Source organism: Deltaproteobacteria bacterium, assembly GCA_009930495.1.
GTDB lineage: Bacteria > Desulfobacterota > Desulfovibrionia > Desulfovibrionales > Desulfomicrobiaceae > Desulfomicrobium.
In genome coordinates, this window is sequence record RZYB01000032.1 from 1 (window position 1) to 20,511 (window position 20,511).

At 63.0% G+C, this 20,511-nt stretch carries 21 protein-coding genes; 4 read left to right on the forward strand and 17 right to left on the reverse strand.

Features of this window, described 5'->3' with window-relative positions; translation table 11 throughout:
- Window positions 1-95 precede the first annotated feature (95 nt).
- The 14 genes from EOL86_04765 to EOL86_04830 form a co-directional block, all read right to left on the reverse strand.
- Window positions 96-1,403: an HlyC/CorC family transporter gene (locus tag EOL86_04765; GenBank protein NCD24893.1), complete on the reverse strand. Its 1,308-nt coding sequence runs from the start codon at window positions 1,401-1,403 to the stop codon at window positions 96-98.
- A gap of 241 nt (window positions 1,404-1,644) precedes the next feature.
- Entirely contained in the window at window positions 1,645-2,796 is a 1,152-nt protein-coding gene (locus EOL86_04770) for an ABC transporter substrate-binding protein (protein ID NCD24894.1), read from the reverse strand.
- A gap of 57 nt (window positions 2,797-2,853) precedes the next feature.
- Complete coding sequence (locus tag EOL86_04775) at window positions 2,854-4,938, reverse strand: ATP-binding cassette domain-containing protein (protein NCD24895.1); 2,085 nt, start codon at window positions 4,936-4,938, stop codon at window positions 2,854-2,856.
- Window positions 4,938-5,702 carry an ABC transporter ATP-binding protein gene (locus EOL86_04780; GenBank protein NCD24896.1) on the reverse strand — a complete coding sequence of 255 codons (765 nt, stop codon included), beginning with the start codon at window positions 5,700-5,702 and terminating at the stop codon, window positions 4,938-4,940. The genes EOL86_04775 and EOL86_04780 overlap by 1 nt, the downstream gene beginning before the upstream one ends.
- Entirely contained in the window at window positions 5,689-6,687 is a 999-nt protein-coding gene (locus tag EOL86_04785; protein NCD24897.1) for a branched-chain amino acid ABC transporter permease, read from the reverse strand. Before EOL86_04785 ends, EOL86_04780 begins: the two co-directional genes overlap by 14 nt.
- An 86-nt stretch (window positions 6,688-6,773) precedes the next feature.
- On the reverse strand, window positions 6,774-7,637 hold the full coding sequence (locus EOL86_04790) for a branched-chain amino acid ABC transporter permease (protein NCD24898.1): 864 nt from the start codon (window positions 7,635-7,637) through the stop codon (window positions 6,774-6,776).
- Between the two features lie 150 nt (window positions 7,638-7,787).
- Entirely contained in the window at window positions 7,788-8,210 is a 423-nt protein-coding gene (locus EOL86_04795) for a universal stress protein (protein NCD24899.1), read from the reverse strand.
- 48 nt (window positions 8,211-8,258) lie between these two features.
- Window positions 8,259-8,645: a hypothetical protein gene (locus tag EOL86_04800; protein NCD24900.1), complete on the reverse strand. Its 387-nt coding sequence runs from the start codon at window positions 8,643-8,645 to the stop codon at window positions 8,259-8,261.
- Window positions 8,646-9,024: 379 nt separating this feature from the next.
- Window positions 9,025-9,234 carry a 4-oxalocrotonate tautomerase gene (locus tag EOL86_04805; protein ID NCD24901.1) on the reverse strand — a complete coding sequence of 70 codons (210 nt, stop codon included), beginning with the start codon at window positions 9,232-9,234 and terminating at the stop codon, window positions 9,025-9,027.
- Between the two features lie 4 nt (window positions 9,235-9,238).
- Window positions 9,239-9,829, reverse strand: coding sequence for a TIGR00730 family Rossman fold protein (locus EOL86_04810; GenBank protein NCD24902.1), 591 nt, complete (start codon window positions 9,827-9,829; stop codon window positions 9,239-9,241).
- 7 nt (window positions 9,830-9,836) lie between these two features.
- Window positions 9,837-10,181, reverse strand: a complete 345-nt coding sequence (locus EOL86_04815; GenBank protein NCD24903.1) for a cupin domain-containing protein — start codon at window positions 10,179-10,181, stop codon at window positions 9,837-9,839.
- A 331-nt stretch (window positions 10,182-10,512) separates the two neighbouring features.
- Entirely contained in the window at window positions 10,513-11,481 is a 969-nt protein-coding gene (locus EOL86_04820; GenBank protein NCD24904.1) for a hypothetical protein, read from the reverse strand.
- 7 nt (window positions 11,482-11,488) lie between these two features.
- A complete protein-coding gene (locus EOL86_04825; GenBank protein ID NCD24905.1) occupies window positions 11,489-12,178 on the reverse strand; it encodes a metal-dependent hydrolase in 690 nt (229 codons plus the stop codon).
- Window positions 12,175-16,623: a PAS domain S-box protein gene (locus EOL86_04830; protein NCD24906.1), complete on the reverse strand. Its 4,449-nt coding sequence runs from the start codon at window positions 16,621-16,623 to the stop codon at window positions 12,175-12,177. The genes EOL86_04825 and EOL86_04830 overlap by 4 nt, the downstream gene beginning before the upstream one ends.
- Before the next feature lie 170 nt (window positions 16,624-16,793).
- Here EOL86_04830 and EOL86_04835 point away from each other — a divergent pair, with 170 nt between their 5' ends.
- From EOL86_04835 to EOL86_04845, 3 genes are all read left to right on the forward strand, one after another.
- Window positions 16,794-16,973 carry a hypothetical protein gene (locus EOL86_04835; protein NCD24907.1) on the forward strand — a complete coding sequence of 60 codons (180 nt, stop codon included), beginning with the start codon at window positions 16,794-16,796 and terminating at the stop codon, window positions 16,971-16,973.
- A gap of 108 nt (window positions 16,974-17,081) precedes the next feature.
- Window positions 17,082-17,699 carry an AMIN domain-containing protein gene (locus EOL86_04840; protein NCD24908.1) on the forward strand — a complete coding sequence of 206 codons (618 nt, stop codon included), beginning with the start codon at window positions 17,082-17,084 and terminating at the stop codon, window positions 17,697-17,699.
- A 32-nt stretch (window positions 17,700-17,731) separates the two neighbouring features.
- Window positions 17,732-18,379, forward strand: coding sequence for a precorrin-8X methylmutase (locus EOL86_04845; GenBank protein ID NCD24909.1), 648 nt, complete (start codon window positions 17,732-17,734; stop codon window positions 18,377-18,379).
- Between the two features lie 199 nt (window positions 18,380-18,578).
- On the opposite strand, the gene EOL86_04850 is transcribed toward EOL86_04845, so the two are convergent.
- From EOL86_04850 to EOL86_04860, 3 genes are read right to left on the reverse strand one after another with little or no spacing between them, the layout of a single operon-like run.
- A complete protein-coding gene (locus EOL86_04850) occupies window positions 18,579-18,884 on the reverse strand; it encodes an antibiotic biosynthesis monooxygenase (GenBank protein NCD24910.1) in 306 nt (101 codons plus the stop codon).
- Window positions 18,881-19,384 carry a DUF3592 domain-containing protein gene (locus tag EOL86_04855; protein ID NCD24911.1) on the reverse strand — a complete coding sequence of 168 codons (504 nt, stop codon included), beginning with the start codon at window positions 19,382-19,384 and terminating at the stop codon, window positions 18,881-18,883. Before EOL86_04855 ends, EOL86_04850 begins: the two co-directional genes overlap by 4 nt.
- The gene (locus tag EOL86_04860; GenBank protein ID NCD24912.1) at window positions 19,384-19,584 is read right to left on the reverse strand and encodes a heavy-metal-associated domain-containing protein; all 201 of its coding nucleotides are present in this window, start codon (window positions 19,582-19,584) and stop codon (window positions 19,384-19,386) included. The genes EOL86_04855 and EOL86_04860 overlap by 1 nt, the downstream gene beginning before the upstream one ends.
- Before the next feature lie 125 nt (window positions 19,585-19,709).
- On the opposite strand from EOL86_04860, the gene EOL86_04865 reads away from it, so the two are divergent.
- Window positions 19,710-20,510 (forward strand): hypothetical protein, encoded by an 801-nt coding sequence (locus EOL86_04865; GenBank protein NCD24913.1) that lies wholly within the window; start codon window positions 19,710-19,712, stop codon window positions 20,508-20,510.
- Window position 20,511 lies beyond the last annotated feature (1 nt).

The window sequence follows — 20,511 nt, forward strand, 5'->3', positions numbered from 1 at the left end:
GGCTACGATAAGCCGCCGAAGTTATACTTCGGCGGCTTTTTTGTTGCGCGGATTATGGCGGGGGAGGCACCGCGCCGCCACCTCTCGGCTCAGTCTCAAGGTTTGGATGGGCTGTCGGAATCCGGGGACGCCTGGCTGGCGAGAACCTTGTCGACCCTGTTGCCATCGAGATCGATGACTTCGAGTCTCCAGCCTTCCCATTCGGCGACATCGCAGGTTCGCGGAACGCTGCCCACCAGCCACATCATCATGCCACTCAGGGTATTGTATCTTCCTTTCTGTTCCTCGGGCACGGTTTTCAAACCGAGTCGATCCTTGAGCTCGGGAATCGGAATCAACCCATCAAGGAGCCACGACCCGTCTTCGCGTCGCACGCCCCAGACATCTTCGGGGTCGCGTGGCTTGAATTCTCCGGCGAGGGCTTCGAGCACATCTTGGAGCGTGATCAGCCCCAGGACCTCGCCGTACTCGTCGATGGCGAAAACCATCTGCACTCCAGACTCGCGGAACTGTTCCAGCAACTTCATGCCGGTGAGGGTTTCTGGCACGAAAACAGCCGGTTGGAGATAATCTTCGATGTTGCTGGTTTCGGCCTTGATGCGTTGCTTCAGCAAGCGTTTCGCGGTGATGATGCCAACGATATCGTGCAGCCCGCCGCGGCAGACGGGATAGCGCGAATGGTCGGAGTCCATCAGTTCGTCCAGGCTGCTTTCAAGGGGCTTCTCGATGTCGAGGGCGATGATTTCGCTTCGCGGCGTCATCAGCGAAGAAATTTGTCGATCGTCCAGCCTGAAAACATTGCGCATTATCTCGTGTTCTTGTTTTTCAAGGACTCCGGCTTGCGATCCCTCGGTCAGCATCGAATGGATATCCTCTTCCGTGATGTTGGCGCTGTTGAGTTCTTTTTTGCCCATGAGACGCAGCAGGCCATCGGTCGAGACGGACAGCAGGAAAATGAACGGACGGGATATGGAGGCCAGGAGCGAGATAGGCCTGGCCATGAATGTCGCGATTCCTTCGGCCCGGAATTGTCCAATTCTTTTCGGCACGAGTTCTCCGACGACAATCGACAGGTAGGTGATGGACACCACGGCGATGGTCGTGGCCGCGATCGCGCTCGATTGTTCGTCAAGTCCGAATCGGGCGAAGATGACGGCGAGGGGATCCGCCAGCGCCGCTTCGCCGATCATGCCGTTCAGGATGCCGATGGCGGTGATCCCGATCTGGACCGTGGACAGAAATTGTGTCGGCTCTTCTCCAAGCTCGATGGCGAGCAGCGCCGAGGCGTCGCCGTTATCGGCCAGGCGTTGCAGGCGATTTTTTTTCGCGGTCACGAGAGCTATTTCCGACATGGCGAATATGCCATTGAGCACGATCAGCAGCACAATTATCGCGATATCCATCCTGTCTCCTGAGGGTACCCCGTGCTACCGGCACGGGATTCATGAATGTATCGAGGTGTGGCTTGGGTGCCCTGTCACGGGCGTGAACGACCAGGGACTGCGTTATTGCGCGGGAACGGCGCGGCGCGTTGGGCAAAGAATGCCCGTGGGGTTTGGCGGTCGGGCTGGCAGACTCGGAGCGCGCGCCTTGCCGCCGTCCCCCACGGGGGAAATCAGGGAGAGGTCCGTCGGGCCGGAGCACTCATTCAGCCATGACGAATTTTCCGTCCTTGACCTGGACCATGACCATGGAATCCACATCCAGGCCGTTGTGATCCTCGGCGGTTAGGTTGTAGGTGCCCGAGACGCCGACATAGTTCGAGGTGCCTTCAATGGCCGCGCGTAGGGCCTCGGGCTCGGTGCCGGCTTTTTTGATGGCGTTGGCCACGAGCATGATCGCGTCCCAGGCATAGCCGGAATGGGTGTTGATGGGGAACTGTTTGTCGTAACCCTTGTCCGTGTAGAGCGTGATGAATTCGCGAATGACCGGTTTTTGCGGATCGGAATCGGGCAGGGCATCGGCCACCATGAGCTTGGTGGCGGGCATGCGGTCGCCTTCGCTGGCCGGGCCGGCGAGTTCGATGTACTTGGGGTCGGGCAGACCATGACATTGGAACAGGGGCAGCTCGATGCCAAGCTGGGCCCTGTTCTTGGCCACGATGGCTCCGGCCGGACCCGTGGTCCAGACCACCAGGGCCTGGGGCGCGGTGTTCTTGGCCTTGGTCAACTGGGCGGTCATGTCCGTGTCGCGGGCCCCGAAGGATTCCGTGATCAGCATTTCGATGCCGTATTTCGGTCCCAGTTCTTCCATCCAGCGCATGCCGTCCTTGCCGAAGCCGTCATCGGCCGAAAGCAGGGCGATCTTGGTCAGGCCCTTGTCCTTGAGGTACATGAACAGGCGTTCCACGGCCGTCTTGGACCGCTGGGGAGATTTGAAGACCCAGTCGTACGGGCCGAATTTTCCGCCCATGATCACCGGGTCGCCGCCCACGGTCATGACGATGGGCGTTTTGCCCGCGTGCACGAATTTCTTCACGCTCATGCCTTCATCGGTCAGGGTCGGGCCGATGATGGCCGTGACCGCGTCCTTGTGAATGAATTTGTTGACGATGGTCGCGGCCTTGGCGGGATCGCTTTCCGTGTCGGCCACGAGCAGTTCCAGCTTTTTGCCGTCGATGCCGCCCTCGGCGTTGAGTTTGTCCACGATCATTTCGGCCACCAGCTTGGTCGGGGTGCCAATGAAGGCGGCCCGGCCGGACAGATCGAAAAAGGCTCCGATCCTGATGGTGTCCTCGGCCAGGGCCGGGGCGGCCAGCATGAGCAGGCCGGCCAGCAAGGCGCACAGTTTCCGCATGATTGTCTCTCCTTTCAGATGTTGTGGCCCGAACCCGTGGGGCGCCCGGAGCCGGCGTTAGACGATTTCGTCCTGAATACGTGTATCGAAGACTCGCTGGCTCTTGCGCTCCGAGCGCGGCAGGCCGGCGTAGTCCACCAGCTCGATGTCCGCCGAAACCAAAAGTTGTTTCTTGATCTGGTGGGCGCATTCGTGAACGAGTTCGGGACCGCGTTTTTCGCTCACGTTTTCGGCCCGTTCCACCACCAGACGCATATGATCCCGGCCGGCCTCGTCCCTGGTCAGGTGGATTTGGTATTCCGAACCCAGTCCCGGCACGGCGGACAGAATGGTGTCGATGGAGCTGGGGTAGATGTTCACGCCGCGAAATTTGATGGTGTCGTCGCTTCGGCCCTTGATGCGCGAATGCCGGGGCATGATGCTGCCGCAGCTGCACGGACCGGGCAGAAGTCGGGTGATGTCGCGGGTGCGGTAGCGGATCAGTGGCGCCCCTTCCTTGCGCAGGGTGGTCACGACCATTTCTCCCCATTCACCGTCCGGCACGGGCTTCAGGGTTTCCGGATCGAGGATTTCCAGCAGGTAATAGTCGGCCCAGTAGTGGATGCAGTCATGGTCCGGGCATTCGATGCCCGCGCCGGGTCCGTAGAGTTCGGTCAGGCCGGTGATGTCGAAAAGTTCGGCCCCGCCGAACAGTTCGGAGATTTTTTTGCGCATGGACCGGCTGGAACGTTCCGAGCCGTAAATGATTTTGCGCACGGCGATTTTGTCGGCGATGCCGCGTTTGTGGATTTCCTCGGCCATGAGCAGGGCCATGGACGCCGTGGAGCAGAATACCGTGGACTGGAAGTCGAGCAGAAACTGGATCTGCATGTCGATGTTGCCCGGCCCCACGGGCACGGCCAGGGCTCCGACCTTTTCGCACCCGAGCTGGAAGCCCATGCCGGCCGTCCACACGCCGTAGCCCACGGCGATCTGGACCCGGTCCAGGGGCGTGACCCCGGCCGTCTGGTAGCATCGGGCGAACATATCGGTCCAGTCATCCAGGTCTTTTTGGGTATAGCACAGGACCTTGCGTTTGCCGGTGGTGCCGGAACTGGCGTGGACGCGCACGATGTGCTCGAAGGGCACGCTCTTGAGCGGAAAGGGATAGCCGTCGCGCAGATCCTCGGTGGTGGTGAAGGGCAGCCGGGCCAGATCGTCGAGGCTTTGGATGCTGTCCGGGGTCAGGCCCAGGGCGTCGAACTTGGCCCGGTAGGCTGGGCATCCCTCGTAGGCGTGGCGGACGGTCCATGCGAGGCCTTCGAGCTGATGGGCGCGCAGGTCTTCCATGGAGGCGAATGAGGGCATGAAATTGGTGTGCATCGTGGGTTTCTCCAAGCGGATGTTGGTCAGGCCGGCCGCGCCCAGGCGGCTGGCGGCGGGATTTTCCTGGCTGGCCGCGCCGAGGAAGGCGGCGCGCAGGGCCGGGTCGTTCAAGAGGTCGCGGCTGGCTCCGTGCTCGACGATGCGGCCGTGCGCCAGCAGATAGGCCGTGTCCGAGGCGGACAAGGCCCTGGCCGCGTTTTGCTCGACAATGAGGATGGTCGAGCCGGCCCGGGCCAGTTGGTGGATGATGGCGAAAATTTCATCGGTGACGAGCGGCGCCAGACCCAGGCTGGGCTCGTCCAGGAGCAAGATCCGGGGGTGGGCCATGAGGGCCCGGCCCATGGCCAGCATTTGCTGCTCTCCCCCGGACAGCGTGCCGGCGAGCTGGGCCCGGCGCATCTTGAGCTTGGGGAAGCGGGCAAAGACTTCCTCCAGCCGGTGGGCAGTCTCGGCCGGGGATAGTTTGAGCGGAATGGCGCCCAGGCGCAGATTGTCCAGGACCGGCAAGTTGGGGAACACCTCGCGCCCTTCCGGAGACAGGGCCAGGCCCAGGCGGACCATCTTGGCCGGGGATGCGCTGGTCACGATCCGGCCGTCCAGGCTGATTTTCCCGCCCGTGGGCCTGACCAGACCCATCAGACATTTGAGCAGGGTGCTTTTGCCCGCGCCGTTGGCCCCGACCAGGGCCACGGTTTCCCCGGCGGCGATACGCAGGTCGATGCCGAACAATGCCTGGGCCGCGCCGTAATGCGCCGTGAGGTTGGTGATGGTCAGCATCAGGCCGTTGCCTCCATGCGTCCGAGATAGGCTTCGAGCACTAGCGGGTTGCGCCGGATTTCATCGGGAGTTCCCGTGGCGATGCACGCCCCGCTGTCCAGAACCACCACATGGTCGGCGATGCTCATGACCAGGTCCATGTCGTGCTCCACGAGCACGATGGTGTGCCCGTCGCGTTTCAAGAGCCGGAGCTGCTCGCCCACGGCGGCCGTTTCCTCGGCGTTGAGGCCGGCCACGGGCTCGTCGAGCAGGAGCAGTTTGGGCTGCCCGACCGTGGCCCTGGCCAATTCGACCCGTTTTTTGTCGCCATAGGCCAGGATTCCGGCCGGCCAGTCGGCCTTGTCGGCCAGACCATAGTGGTCCAGGGCGTCCAGGGCGCGCAGGCGCAAGGCCCGTTCGCGGTGACGCAGATAGGGCAGGCGGAGCATGGCCATGACCATGGATGATCCGGCTTCCAGGGTCAGGCCGGTCAGGACATTCTCCAGAACGGAAAGGCGCGGGAACAGGCGCAGGTTTTGAAAGGTGCGGTGGATGCCCATCCGTGTCACGCGGTGGGCGGGCAGTCCGGCGATGTCCTGACCGAGAAAGTGGATGGCGCCGCTGGTCGGGGCCAAGACGCCGGTCATGCAATTGATGAGGGTGCTCTTGCCGGCGCCGTTGGGGCCGATCAGGGCCGTGACCAAGCCCTTGGCGGCGACCATGGTCACGTTGTTCAGGGCGGGCAGACCGCCGAAATTTTTGTGCACCTGTTCAAGACGAAGCATGGACGCGCCTCCGCAAGGCCAGGCGGACCTTGATGATTTCGGCCAGTCCCGTGATCAGGCCCTGGGGCAGGAACATCAGCACCAGCACCAGGATGCCGCCGTGGACGAAGTCCTTGTAGGTTTCGAACAAGTCCATCCACTCCGGGAGCAGGGTGATGAAGGCCGCTCCGAAAATCGAGCCCCACACGGAGCCCATGCCGCCGATCACGACCATGATGGCCAAATCCGTGGAGGCGAAGATGCCAAACGTGTCCGGGCTGACGTAGCAGTAACAGTGGGCGAAAAGGCTTCCGGCCAGGGATGCCAGCACGGCCGAGAGCACGAAGATTTTGGTTTTGGCCACGTGGGTGTTCACGCCCAGGGACGCGGCCGCCGTCTCGTCGCCGGCCAGGGCGGCCAGTCCCCGCCCCACGCCGCTGCGGATCAGATTCAGGCAGAGCAGCATGCAGGCCATGGTCCATCCCCAGAGCAGGTAGTGCAGGCTGACCGGGGTGTCGAAGAAGAAATCGCCAACGTTCAGGGCGGTGATGCCGGCGAAGCCGCTCGGACCGCCGGTGACCTCGTCCCATTGCAAAAGCACGGTATGGATGACGAAATTAAAGCCCAGGGTGGCCATGGCCAGATAATGCCCGGACAGGCGCAGGATGGGAATGCCCAGACCCAGGGCCAGCAGTCCGACCAGGATCGCCACCAGGGCCATGGCCGGCCAGGGGGCGATGCCGAGGGTGACCGTGGCGATGGCCGAGCCGTAGGCCCCGAGGCCAAAGAAGGCCGCGTGCCCCAGGGAAATTTGGCCGGCGTAGCCGATGAACAGATTCAGTCCCAGGACGACGATGGCGTTGATGGCGATTTGGTTGGTCAGGGTCAGGGTGTAGGCATTGTCCTCGACAATCGGGAACAGGACCAGGGCCAGGCCCAGCATCGAAACGGTCAGGCCGGTGCGGTGCAGGGACAGGAAATAGACGAGGTTCTGCTTGCTGGTCATGAAGGACTCGGCGCGGCGGCCAGGGACTTGCCGGGAAGGGATGCGTGATTCTGAAAGGCTGGGGCGAGCACGGTGGTGGGCATGGGTTATTTCCCGAACAGGCCCTTGGGCCGGATGAAGAGGACGAGGAGCAGGACCACGAAGGCGACCACGTCCTTGTAGGCGCTGGACAGGTAGCCGGCGGACAGGGATTCGAGCAGACCCAGGCCCAGGCCGCCGAGGATGGCCCCGGGAAAGGAGCCAAAGCCCCCCAGGATGGCGGCGGCAAAGCCCTTGAGCCCAAGCAACACCCCGACGTCGTGACTGAGGGTGGTGATGGGCGTGACCAGGACTCCGGCCAGCCCGCCCAGGGCGCCGGCGATGGCGTAGCTGGTCAGGCGGATGCGTCCGGCCGGGATGCCGACCACGGCCGCGGCCGTGGGGTTGTCGGCCACGGCCCGCATGCACAGCCCCAGGGGCGTTTTGTGGAAGAACCAGGTCAGCACGGCGATGGCGACCACGGTCAGGGCCAGAATCCACAAGGCCTGGGGCAGGACGCTGGCTCCGAGAATCTGCACGGGGGTGTCCGGGGTCAGGGGCGGCAGGGCCATGCGGTTCTTGCCCCAGACCAGTTTGATCACGCCGCGCAGGATGATGGACAGACCCACGGTCAAAAAAACCAGGACCAGGTGGTTGCCGGATCTGGCCGGGCGCAGGCCGAAACGTTCGATGACCATGGCCACCGCGCCCACTCCGGCCACGGCCAGCAGCAGGGCCGGCGTCATGGGCAGTCCGGCGGCGCCCAGGGCCGAGAACATGAACATGCCGCCCAGGGAGACGAAATCAACCTGCACGAAATTGACGATGCCCATGGTGTTGTTGACCACGCAAAAACCCAGGGCAATGAGGGCGTAGATGGCTCCGCTGGTCAGGCCGCCAAAAAAATACTGAAGGAGATCGGCGTTCAAGATGTTTCCAACTGCTTGAAATGAGGAAATGTTGGAATGTAGTCGAGACGGCCTGGAATTTCAAGGATGGCCGGAGGCGGGCGGGCGCCGGGCGGGGCGAGAACCGGGGGACGCGGCGCGGCGTCCCCGTGAAACAGTGTTTGCCCTGGATGGCTATTTCTTGACCACTAGCACGGAGCAGGGGGCGTGGGTCACGACCTGGCTGGACACGCTGCCGATGAGAAACCGTTCGATGGCGCCCATGCCCTTGCTGCCGATGACGATCAGATCCACGCCGTTTTTTTCGGCGTAATCAACAATGGCGTTGGCCGGAGATGAGCTTTCCTCGACGACGATCTCGACCGAGGTTCGCGCCGCCTCGGCCTGGCTTTTGATTTTTTTGACCGTCTCATCGACTCCTTCCCGGAGTTTTTCCAGGATGTTTGTCGGGGTTTCTCCGACATAAAGATTGGTGAAGGAGATGTTGGACACGGTCATGACCGTGACCTTGGCATCATCTTTCGTGGCCAGGTCAAAGGCTTTTTTCAGAACCAGGGACGCGTAGTCCGACTGGTCGACCGCTGCCAGGATGTTCATGGTGTCCTCCTCGGTTAGTGGTGCGCGGTGATTGCGATGGCCCACCGCTTAGGTGCGTCGCGGCCCGGGAACTTGGAATATTTTCATTTCCGTTTTGTCCGGGTGCTTGCGGATCAGATACCGGTATCGTCCCACGGCCCGGTCCGAGAGCAGGGCCAGGATATGCGGCAGGTCGGATTGGTCGTGGATGTCCACGAAATCCTGGTTTTCGGCCATGCGCGGGCTGAGTATGTAGCCGGACGTGGATTCGGGCTCAAAGACGACGTCGTCTGGCTGGACCTCGATCTGATCTCCAACGGCGCGACGCAAAAAATCCACGGCCGTGCGCTCGAAGAATTTGCGCACGTCTTCCGTGGATTCGGCGGCGTCGATTTGGATCCGGTAATGGGGTTCCACCTCGCGTTGATGCATTTTGAAGGACAACTGTCTCGTCATACGGCCTCCTTGTTCCGATTTCGGGCTGATGGGGGCCTTCCAGAGCGATGGGGAGCGGTTCAAGGGGTGGAGAAGGAAAAAGGAAGGGGACGCGCCCTGGAGGGAACGCTTTGTGTCTAGATAATCCTTGGGCAGGTGTTCCGCAATGGGAAGTTTGGAAAAAAGACCACGTCGAGCGCGTTATCCAAGACGGCCAAGGGCCGTGCGTGGCGCTATTGTCCGGACGGAAAGGCCCGGCCGGGGCGGTCCCACCACGCGCCGCCCTTGGCCATGCAATCCTTGACGCGGCCCTTGGGCAAACCGCAGGCCCGGGCCAGCAGATCACAGGCCCTGCCCGGTTCGTGCACGGTCAGGGCGAGGGTGAAGGTGGCGCGGTCGGTCATGGTTGTCCGTGACCGGAGCCGAACTTGTCGCTGTGGAGTTCGCCGCCGGTGGCCCAGTTCTCGCGGTCGAATTCCTCGATCTGGATGGAGACGAGGTCCGGCGGCAGGTCCAGGCTGTCGGTCACGGCGCGGGTGACCTCGGCCACGAGACGGCGTTTCTGGTCGATGCTCCGGCCCTTGGCCAGACGGATGCTGATGATGGGCATGGCGTCAGCTTTGGTCGAGGCGCAGGGCCATGGCCGTTTTATCCAGGGTGGGCGGCGTGTAGTCGCGCATCATGTCCAGAAGCGCGGCCGGCTGCTCGTGCACTAGAATCATGTCGCGGTGGGGCTGGGCCACGAAGCCCTGACCGACAAGATAGTCGAGCAGGTCCAGCAGGCCGTCGAAGATGCCGGCCGTGTTCAGCAGGGCGCAGGGCTTTTTGTGCATGCCGAGTTGCGCCCAGGTCAGAACCTCCACGAATTCCTCCAGGGTGCCGAGCCCGCCAGGCATGGCGATGAAGCCATCGGCCAGTTCGGCCATGAGGGCCTTGCGCTGGTGCATGGACCCGACCACGCGCAGGTCGCGCAGGCCTTCGAAGGCCACTTCGCGGGCTTTCAAGGATTCGGGGATGATGCCCGTGACCTGGCCGCCGTGGTCCAGGACGGATCTGGCCAGGGCGCCCATGAGGCCCACGCCGGAACCGCCGTAGACCAGACCCAGGCCACGAGCGGCCAACTCCGCGCCCAGGGCCGTGGCCGTTTGGCGGTAGGCGGGGTCGTGGCCGGGGTTGGAGCCGAGGAAGACACAAACGCGTCGCATGGCCGGTCTACCGCCGTGCCGTCGGCGCGTAGGGGAGATAGTCCTCGCGCATCGGACTGAAGACTTCGATGGCCAGGGCCGTTTCGCGCACAACGGCGCCGTGTTCCACGCCGCTGGCGATGGTCCAGCTGTCACCGGGCTCGATGTCGTGATCCACGCCGTCGATGGTCAGGGTCAGGCGTCCCTTGATCAGGTAGCCGGTCTGTTCGTGCGGATGGCTGTGCATGGGCAGGGTCGTTCCGGCTTGCAGAAGAAAGCGGGTCATGAGGGTTTGTTCCCCGTGGACCAGGGTGCTGATGCGGATTCCGGGGATGAGTTCGTGCCAGGATGCGTCCAGGCTTTTGGTGATCATGAGAGCCTCCGTGTGTCGTGGCGGGCGTTCGCATGTTTTCGGATCGGATGTCTGGGAGGCATCGTGCGGTCCATGGGGGAGGACATGCATGACGTGCGCGGCTGTTTGGGTTGTTGGAACAGGTTGTGCGTTCGCGTGCGGGTTGGCGTGAAAAAACGTGAAATCGCGTTATGTTTGACCTGTCACGGGGACGCTGTCCGCTCGGGAGCGCCGGTCCGGCGCGTTCCGGGGCCCCATTTCTGGGGCATGGCGCGGCTGACGGGGTTGCCCGCGCGAAAGCGGTACGGGCCATACTGCAAAGTTTGTCCGGCGTCGAGGCCGGCCATGGGGCTTACTGAAAGTTCGCCATGCGCCGGATGTCCTCGGGCAGGCGGATGCCGTGGCGGTCCAGGCCCTTCTGATTGAAGACGAAACGCCCGGTCAGGTCGGATTTGTGGCCGGCGTCCCTGGGGCGTTTTCCATCCAACAGCTCCCGCGCCATGGTCGCGGCCGTGCGCCCGTGTTCCCGGCCTTGCAGGGTAAAGGCGCCGACCACGCCCGCGTCATGAACTGTGTAATCCTGGTTGGAAAAGACCGGGACCGGGCTGTTGGTGGCTGTCCAGGCAATGACGTCCGTCCACTTTTCGCTGTGTCCCGAATGGTTTTGGATCGCGTGGAAGGTTGGGGTGACCAGCAGATCATGGCCCCCGGTGCGGACGATTTCCCGCCAGTCCCGCCAGTCGCGGGCAATCTTATAGCGCACGGACAGATTGTTGACGCTCAAGACGGTGCGTTTTTGAAACGTGTCGGCGATGATGCCCATCGAGGTGCCGCTGTCGTCGAAGAGGATCAAGGCGCGCCGGGCCGAGGGGAGGATGTTCGCTAGGTGGCGTAGCCAGGGGATGACCGGCGTGCGTTCCAACAGGCCGATCATGGTCGGGGGAAGGGTTTCAAAGTAGGCGCGCGGATTGTTGTTGATTCCGAAATAAACGAAGGGAACGCGGCTTTGGGCCAGCCTCGGTCCGAGCAGGCGCAGGGCGTCGTCGTCTCCAACCATGACCAGGTCCGGGGCGAGGCGCCTGAATTCGTCCCAGGCCAGGTCCGCCCGTTGTGCGTGGCTGGCCGCTGGAAGGCGCTTGGTGTCCATGTGGATGGCGTGGATATCGTGAGCGGGTCCCAGGATGTCCGCGATGCCCTGGTCGGTGAGGCGGGTCCAGTCCAGGGACGGATGATAGCTTTGAACGACCAGGACGGTCCCTCCCTTGGCCTCGATCGCGGCCGGCATGAGCATCAGCATGACGAGGGTTGCCCAGATTTTCATGGCCGCCTCATGACAGGCACAGGGGCGTGTCCACGGACAGATCGATCAGCGCGTCGCCGAGGTCCAGTTTTTCCAGCTCCTTCCTGAAGCTGTCCGTGTTTGGCTCCAGGGCCGGAAAGGTGCCCCAGTGCATGGGGATGACCTTGTGGGCGCGCAACATCATGGTGGCCAGGGCCGCCTGGGGAGGGTCCATGGTGAAGACGCCACCGATGGGCAACAGGGCCAGGTCGATGTTGTACAGCTTGCCCCACATGGCCATGGTGGAAAAAACGGCCGTGTCGCCGGCGTGGTAGATGGTGTAGCCATTTTCGAGACGCAGGATAAAGCCCACGGGCACGCCGGCTTCGCAGGAGTGGAAGGCCTGGGTCATGGTCACGGCCATGCCATGGTGATGCACAGTGCCACCGATATTGAAGCCGATCCCGTTGAGGATTTGGGATTCGGGCAGGCCCTGGGCCTTGAGTTTGGCCGCGAGCTCCACGATGCAGCCCAGGCTGGCTCCGGTGCGCGCGCAGATGTCCAGGGCCTGGCCGATGTGGTCGCCATGGTCGTGGGTGACCAGGACCAGATCGGCCGGTACATCCTTGGCCTTGGTTTGGGCCGAGGGATTGCCGTCAAACCAGGGATCGACAAGAATATTGTGATTTGGGGTGGCGATGGCGAAGGCCGAATGCCCGTGCCAGGTGATGGTGTTCATGAAGAGCTCCGGTGCTTGAGGGTGGTTTCGAGACTGGTCCGCAGGGTCATGATCAGCTCGGTCAGCTCGACCGCGCGGGTTATCACGTCCTGGAGGGCGGTGCCCTGGGCGCAGGCGTTTTCGAGATTTTTGGCCGTCTCGGCCTCCAGGGTCAAGCCCATGTTGGCCAGCATGCCCTTGATGGAGTGGGCCAGGTGGCGCAGGCCTTCGATGTCCTCGGCGGCCATGGCCTGTTCCATCTCGGGTTGGTGGTTTTTCAGGCTGGTTTCGAGGCTTCGGATCAGCTCGATGGCCTGGTCTTGACCCAGGCCGTATTGGGATTGCAACGCGGCCAGGGCCCGGTCAAAGGGCGGGCTCGTCGGGGCCGGGGCCGGCGCCGGGACGCTTTCTGGCTTGGGGGCTGGACGGGACGGCGCCGCGCCGCTGATTTCGTCCAGCACGGCGTGGACCTCCTCCAGGCGCAGGGGCTTGGTGATGTAGGCGTCCATGCCGATGTCCAGGCATCGCTGCCGGTCGCGGAGCATGGCATGGGCGGTCATGGCCACGATGGGGGTGTGGGTGCCCGCGATTTTGCGCCGCAACTCCTCGATCAGAAAGCTGTCGTTCATGTCGGCCGGAGCGGGCAGGCCCTGTTCGCAGGCGCGGATGATTTGCGTGGCCGTGAAGCCGTCCATGACCGGCATCTGCAGGTCCATGAAGATCAGGTCGTAGGAATGCCGGCCCAGCATGGTCAGGGCGTCCAGGCCGTCGCGGGAGTCATGCACGGCGTGGCCCATGTTCCGGAGCAGCAGCTCGGCCAGCTCGCGGTTGGTGGCGACGTCCTCGACGAGCAGGATTTCGAGCCGTTTTTCGTTGGGCCGGGTGGGCTGGATTTCGGTGGCCGCCTCTTGCTCGAGATGGACGCGCAGACCAAAGATTTGGGCCAGGAGTCTGAGCAGATCGTCATGGAGAACAGGTTTGGCGAGCACGCCCCGGATGTTTGGATGCAGGGTGTCGAAGGCCGTGGCGTCGCCGAGCTGTGTGACGATGATGGTCGGGATTTCCCGCAGGGGGCGGCCCGGTTCGAGCAGCTCCAGGCATTCCGTGGCCGACATGTCCGGATCGAGAATGGCCAGATCCGCCTGGAGATCGGGCGGGAAGTCCAGACAGGAGCCAGTTAGGGTGTCGAGACCCCAGAAATCGAGCAATTCCACGACATGCGCCCGCACCTGGGGGTTGTTGATCACGACCAGAACCGTGGCCGCGTGGTCGAAAAGCTGGGAGAACTCCGTGTCGCGGCCTTCGATTTTGCCCAGTCGGGTCGTGGCGTGAAAGGCGCTGCCCTGGCCCGGCGAGCTTTCCACCCAGATATCGCCGCGCATGAGGTGGATCAGCTTTTTGGTGATGGACAGACCCAGCCCCGTGCCGCCGTAGACGCGGGTGGAGGAGCTGTCGACCTGGGTGAAGTCGTCGAAAATGATCTGCTGTTTTTCTCGCGGGATACCGATGCCCGTGTCCTGAATCTCGAAATGCAGGACGATCTCGGTCTCGGTTTCCTCGTCGACGTGGCACCGGCAGCAAACATGGCCCGAGGGCGTGAATTTGAGCGCGTTGCCCATCAGGTTGATGAGTACCTGACGCAGCCGTCCGGGATCGCCGAGCATTTGGCGGGGCAGATCCGGCGGGACGCGGCAGATCAGATCCAGGTTTTTTTCCGCGGCGGCCAGGGCCAGGGTCAGGACTGTTTTTTCGACCACGTCCCGAGGGCTGAAGGCGCGGGTTTCGAGTTCAAACTGGCCGGCTTCGATCTTGGACAGGTCCAGGACGCCGTTGATCAGGTCCAAGAGTTCCTCGGCGGAATTCTTGACAATGGTCAGGGCCCGGCGTTGGTCGCGGGTGATGGCCTGGCCAAGGACGATGTCGGTCATGCCCATGATGGCGTTCATGGGCGTGCGGATTTCATGGCTGACATTGGCCAGGAAGTCGCTTTTCATCCGGCTGGCCGATTCGGCCTGTTGCTTGGCCGCGTTCAGTTCCTCGATCATCATGGCCAGTCGGGCACCGTTTTCCTCTTGCAGTTCCTTGGCCTCGCGCAGTTCCTCCGTGTAGCGTCGCAGGGCCTCGCGTTGCGCCCGTTGGTCGTGAATGTCTTCCAGAATCCAGACAAAACCCTGGGACGGATCGCCGGTGGCGATGATGCCGCCATGGATTTTGAACCAGCGGATTTCGCCGCTTTTGGTTTTCATGCGCGTTTCCTGATTCAAGAGACGCTGTCCCCGGAGCAGGTCGGGATAGTTGTCGGCGTGGAAGCGCTCCGAGGCTTCCGGGCTTTCGTGGAGGATCTGGACATGCCGGCCGATCATTTCCTCGCGGGAATAGCCGAACATCTCGGCCAGTCGGCCATTGACCTTGAGCAGATGGCGGGACGCGGACAGGTGCATGATGCCCACGGCGCTGGTTTCGAAAATGGCCCGCATTTCCTTGGCCGTGCGTTCGGAGGTTTCCTGGGCCTGGATGCGCACGATGGCGCCGCCGGTTTGGGCCGCGATGGTGTTCAGGATGGAGCGCATGGGCAGGGGGATGTCGTCCACCGTGCGCGAGGCGACATTGAGAATGGCCACGACGCGGTCCTGGAAAACGATCGGTATCATGCCCACGGCCTTGATTTCGGAGGTCAGGGCGGATGATTTTCCGGTGAGGTCGGCGTGCAGGCCATAGGTTGGCAGACCTCTCTGGGCGGTCACGGCCAGGATGGATTCCCCCGAAAATTGGCTGATGGCGCGCCGCATGGAGCTGTTGAGGCCCTTGTCGGCGACCAGGGTGAAGCCCGAACCCGAGGCATCGAGAACATAGGCCGCGCCGTAATCAAAGGGTTCTAGCCCGCACAGGACATCGAGCAGCATGCGGAAGGCCGTGGCCGTGTTGTTGGCCGTGCTCAAGATGCGGCTGATTTCGTTGACAACCTCCAGGATGCGGCTGGTGGCGATGCGCCGGGCGACTTCCTCGCCCAGGCGCAGATTGACCTGTTTCAGGTCGGCGGTCCGGGCCTGGACCCGTTCTTCCAGTTCCCGACTCAACTCAAGAAGCTGGGCCTGGCTTTTTTTGAGAGGCGTGATGTCCTGCAGGGACAGGATCTGCCGTTGCCGGTCGGGCAGGGTCGTGATCGAGGCCAGGACATGACGCTCGCCACCGGCCCCCAGGAAGACGGTTTCGAAAGCGGTCGAACAGGAGGGGCACGACGGATCGGACAGGGTGAAGACCTTGGCCTCGGCCTGGATGCCCGGAAAAAATGGCTCGGCGAATTGCTTGTTTTCCAGCTCGAGTTTTGTCTGGCCGGCCAGGCGCTCGAACTCGTCGTTGACCAGGCGGATGACGCCATGGGTGTCGAGAATGGCGTTGGCCGTGCCGTTGCTGCGGAAGAAGATCTCGTAGGACGCCTCGGATTGTCGGATGGCCTGGAGCAGGGAGTTGATGGAGCGTTGCAGGATGTTCAGTTCGTCATTGCCGTCGAGGGCGATGTCGCTGATATCCCGGGTCGACCTCAGCCCTCCGACCTGGACGCTCAGGCTGGTGATGCGGGACAGGACTTTTTTTTCCAGAATCAGCAAGCCCAACACGCAGCACAGAACGGCCGTGATCAGTTGGGCAAACAGATTGTAGCGGGCCGCGATCAGGGCTTCGTGGTTGATTTCCCGTTCCATCCGGACTTTCAAGTAGCCGGCTGTGCTTCCCCCGATGTCTTGGAGGGCCAGAAATCCGGCGATGTCGGTGTCGGTGGTCATGATCCGGATTCGTTCATCCTTGGTGTCGGGGGGCGTGTACGGGATGGCCTTTTCCTCGACCCAGGGCGCCAGGGACAAATCCAGCCGGGTTTCCTCGGCCAGGGCGTTCATTTCCCGGTCGTCCAGCCATCGGGCCATGATCAGGGTGCCGGCTTTGGGCCCGTCGATGCCGACCCCATGGATGGCATGGGCCGCGCCAAGCGCCACGCGTCCATTCATGGACAGGATGCCCGAGGTCCGGGTGCCATCCCCGGAACGGAGGGCGGGGGTGATTTTTTGGATGAGCTGGCCGATGAGCGGGTTGTCGGTGACGATGCCGCGTCCTGGTTCCTCGATCATTCCGGCCCAGGCGACCCGGCCGGCCTGGTCCAGGATGGCGATGTAATGCAGGTCCAGGATGGCGAAGGTTTGGGGCCGGATGTTGGCCTGGACATACCGGGGCGTCGCGCCGTGCGCGAAGGCGTGGGCGGCACCGTTGTCGGCCCAGTCGGCCGCGATTTGGTCCACGTGTCGCTGCCTGGCCAGCAGCGCCGCCTTGGCCCGGACCAGATTGGCGTGCACGTGTTTTTGTTCCAAGCCCGTGAAACGGGTCGCGAGAATGGCCCGAGAGGACAGGAACATGACCCCGCTCCCAAGGGTGAAAATGGCCAACAAGGCAATGATGATGGTTTTGCGAATGGTCATGGGCGCCTTGGCGGGTTTGGATGGACGCCGGAAACGGGGGGCGGGATGGTTTGGCCCTGGTTCGGAGGGTGTGGCGTGAGCGTGACGGGCATGCCCGGACTATATCGGAATTCGGCTCCAAGTCCAACACGGGACATCGCCGGGCTCGGGGCGCGTCGTGTCCGGAGGCCGTGAAACGTTCCGTTGGATCGGAACCCGTCGTTGTCGCGGTTGCCGCGTTTCGCCGCGCCGCGTCGGGCTTCGTCGTTCTGTCGGAGCCGGGTATTCCCGGTCGGACACGACACGTGTCGTGTTCCGTGTTGTCGCCGATAGTGGCCGAGGCCCATGAAGGCATCCGGGCATGGAGTTGATTTTCTTTTGCGGCGGCTTGGGATAGAGGAGATGGGCGCGAAGACGCGGCGCTCTGTTCACTCTGCGTCGGATAAGGATTGATTGACGTGAAAAAAGGAGTCTTCACCATGGCACGAGCCCTCGGCCTCTGTGTCATGGTTCTGATCTTGGCCAACGTCCCGGCGCGGGCGGAATCCACGGTGCACCGGGTCGTTGCCGGCGACACCCTTCGAGGCATCCTGACGCGCTACAATTGTGTCCGGTCCATGGCCCGGTACAGCCAGCTCCGGGAGGAGTTCGCCCGGCTCAATCCGGCCATTTTCCATTCCGGCATGTTGGTGGAGGGGATGGATATCCAGGTGCCGCGAGGCGACAAGGGCGGCGGTTGCCTGCAAGGAGCCCTGGCGCGCGTGGTCCGGCTGGAGTTCGAGGCCGGCACGACATCGGAAACGGTCCGAGTCTATCTGGATGGGCCGGTGCTGCCGGATCTGTTCATGCTCAAGACCCAGTCTCCCCACCGCCTGGTGTGTGATTTCGATGACACCCTGCCCAGGGCGGATCTGGTCCGGGAGATGCCGGTCGAGGGCCGTCTTGTGCGCAAAATCCGCGTCGGGCACGAGGACAAGCCTTTTCGCCGGGCGCGGATCGTGTTGGAATTGGAGGACGTCTTGGCCGGAAGGGTGGAGCAGGTTTTTTTCGAACGGGAAAGTCTGTTCGCGGTGACGGTCCACGAGGCGCTCGAATAACGGCGCCAGTACATTTTTACCAAGGACACCAGATGTATCAGCACGTCCAGCCCGATGAGATCGAGGCCCGATCCATGGCCATCATCGACGCGGAGGTTCCGGAACCGCGTCCTTTTCAGGGCGAGCAATGGATCATTGCCCGGCGCATGATTCATGCCACCGCCGACTTCGATCTTCTTGATCATATTCGATTTCATCCCGAAGCCGTGGAGGCGGGCAAGGCCGCCCTGCTGGCCGGGGCCGACATTGTCACCGACACGCGGATGGCCTTGGCCGGCATTCCCACCCGGCGCCTCGAACCCCTGGGATGCACGGTGCGGTGCCTGATGTCCGATGCGCGCGTGGCCCGGCGCGCCAAGGCCGAGGGCGTGACCAGGGCCTGGGCCGCGGTGGACGAGGTCATGGCCCATGGCGGGGCGGATATTTTCGTCATTGGCAACGCCCCGACCGCCTTGTACCGGCTGTTGCACTGGATGGAGCAGGGCGCCCGGCCTCCGAGGCTGATCGTGGGCATGCCCGTGGGCTTCGTCAACGCCGCCGAGGCCAAGGATTTGCTGCTGGCCCAGGACAAAATTCCGTACATCACCATTCGCGGTCGCAAGGGCGGCTCCAGCCTGGCCGCCTGTGTCATCAACGCCCTGGCCAAGATGGTTCGCCGGGAAATGGCGTCGGCGTCCTGAGTCGTGAACGCGCCGAGAGCGCAAAAAAGCCCCGTGTCGAGGGATGCGGGGTTTTTTTGCGTCCTTGGGTGGTGTGTTCGCATGCCGGGGGGCTTGGGCGCGGACGTGCCCGGGATCCGGGCGGTTACCAGGGCGTTGGCCGTGTCTGGAGGTTTTGATGCGGACTGGAGCGCGGCCCGAAACGGCGAGGGCGACGAAATCAGACTTCCTCGACGATCCTGAGGTCGGTCTCGACGACGATGTCCTTGATCCGTTCCTGGAAGGCGCGCATGTGCCCGGCCCGGAGATGGGCGTTCAGGGCGGTGCGGTTGGACCATTTTTCCAGGATGGTCACGCTGTTCATGTTGTAGTCCTGGGTATCGAGACCCGTTGGAACATCCTGGGTGGGAAAATAGTCCAGGCAGCCGGCTTCCTGGCGGACCAGGATGGCCAAGGACCGGAATTCCCGCAAAAAGGCGCTGACCATGCCGGGCTTGAGCGTGACGCGGGCGATGACGTGGATCATGGGTTCTCCTTGGTCGCGGCCCTGTCCCGACGCAGCATGTAGACGCCGAAAGCCACGGCGCTGCCCCCGGTGAAGAGGCAGAACAGGCCCACGCTGAGGTTGAGCAGGAAGTAGGGCAGATGAAGATGGCGGTGGAGCATGGCCCGTTCCGGATGGTCGGGGTCCACCAACACGGGCACGGTCCGATTGGCGTCCAGGGCGGCGCGAAGGGTTTCGAACATGCCCTGTTCCGGGCATTCCCGCATGGCGCAAATATTCGTGCCCTCGTGCGTCTGGCCGCCGAAGTCGTACGTGTAGAGGACCGATGTCTGGTTCCCCCAGGCCTGGTCCGGGCCGGAGATCCGCTCCACGGAAACCAGGGTGGCCGTGGTCTGGGTCCAGGAGGCCGAGGCCCAATGGGTCAGGGCCGTGCCCGTCGAGTCCATCAGGAAGTGGCCGCCAAGAAGCACGAAAGGCAGGCCCAGGACAAGGAGCAGCAGTTTGCGCAAGGTGACGAACATCAGCTTTCCGGATCAAAGCCGATTTTGCGGATGGCGGCTCGGATCTGATCCAGATCCACCCCGGGCGCGGCCGTGAACGTGGCCTGTCCCGGATCGAGGGTGACGGTGATGTCGGAAACGCCGGGCATGGAGGCCAACAGGGTGGCCACGGAGCCGGTGCAGTGGGCGCAGGACATGCCCGAGATCTTGATGGTGGTCATGACAATCCTCCTTGTTTTTCGGGCATCATGAAGAAAGAGCCGCCAGAAGGCAATGCATGCCGTTCCCGGCCTTGTCAGTGCCAATCCGCGCGACTAGGATGGGCGAAAACGAAATCGGAGGCCGCATGGGACTGATGGACGAGTGGGGAGACGCCTTGGTGGAAGAAGGCTTGCGCGAAGCGGCCGACACGTTTTTCGGGACGCGCAAGGCCCTGGACGATGAGATCGATTTTTTCAAGTCCAGGGTGGGCAAGCTCGCGGACAAGGCCAGGGAAATCAGATCCTGGTTCGCCGGCCTGAATTGCCTTTTGGGCGGGGAGGACAATTTTCGGACCCTGTTCGATGCCCTGGGCGTGAAACTTGCCGACGAGAGTCTGTACTCGCAGCGGGTATGCAGCCTGCAATTCCGCCGGCCGCGCGGTTTCACGCGCAAGGGCCTGTACGCCAAGACCGTGTGGGAGGTTTACGAGGCCCTGGCCCGCCAGGTCGAGGCCTACATGCACGGCGTCCCTTTCCACGATCCCGCCCATCCGGGCCGGGTGCTGGTGTCCTTGAACCACGCCCAGGTCTTTCGCCACTGCGCCGACATCAACGAGCGCATCCGTGGCATCAACGAATCCAACCGGCCATCCGAATCCCTGGGCTTTGTCCGGCGCATGAACCCAGGCGAGCGGGACCGCGAAAACATCACCGGCGGCGGTGGCCAGACCTGGAACCTGGACCGGGATCTGGCCTTTGCCCCCCTGGATTTCGATGCTCTCGAACTACCCGTGTTCCCGGATCTCCCCATGGACGACACGGCGCGCCAGACCCTCTCCCAGTGCTGCGGCCGGATTTTTTCCAGCCAACGCGAACACGTCGAAACTGTCTTCAACGAAGTCTTCAGCCCGGAAAACAAAAACATGTGCGTGCTGGAACGGAGTTGAG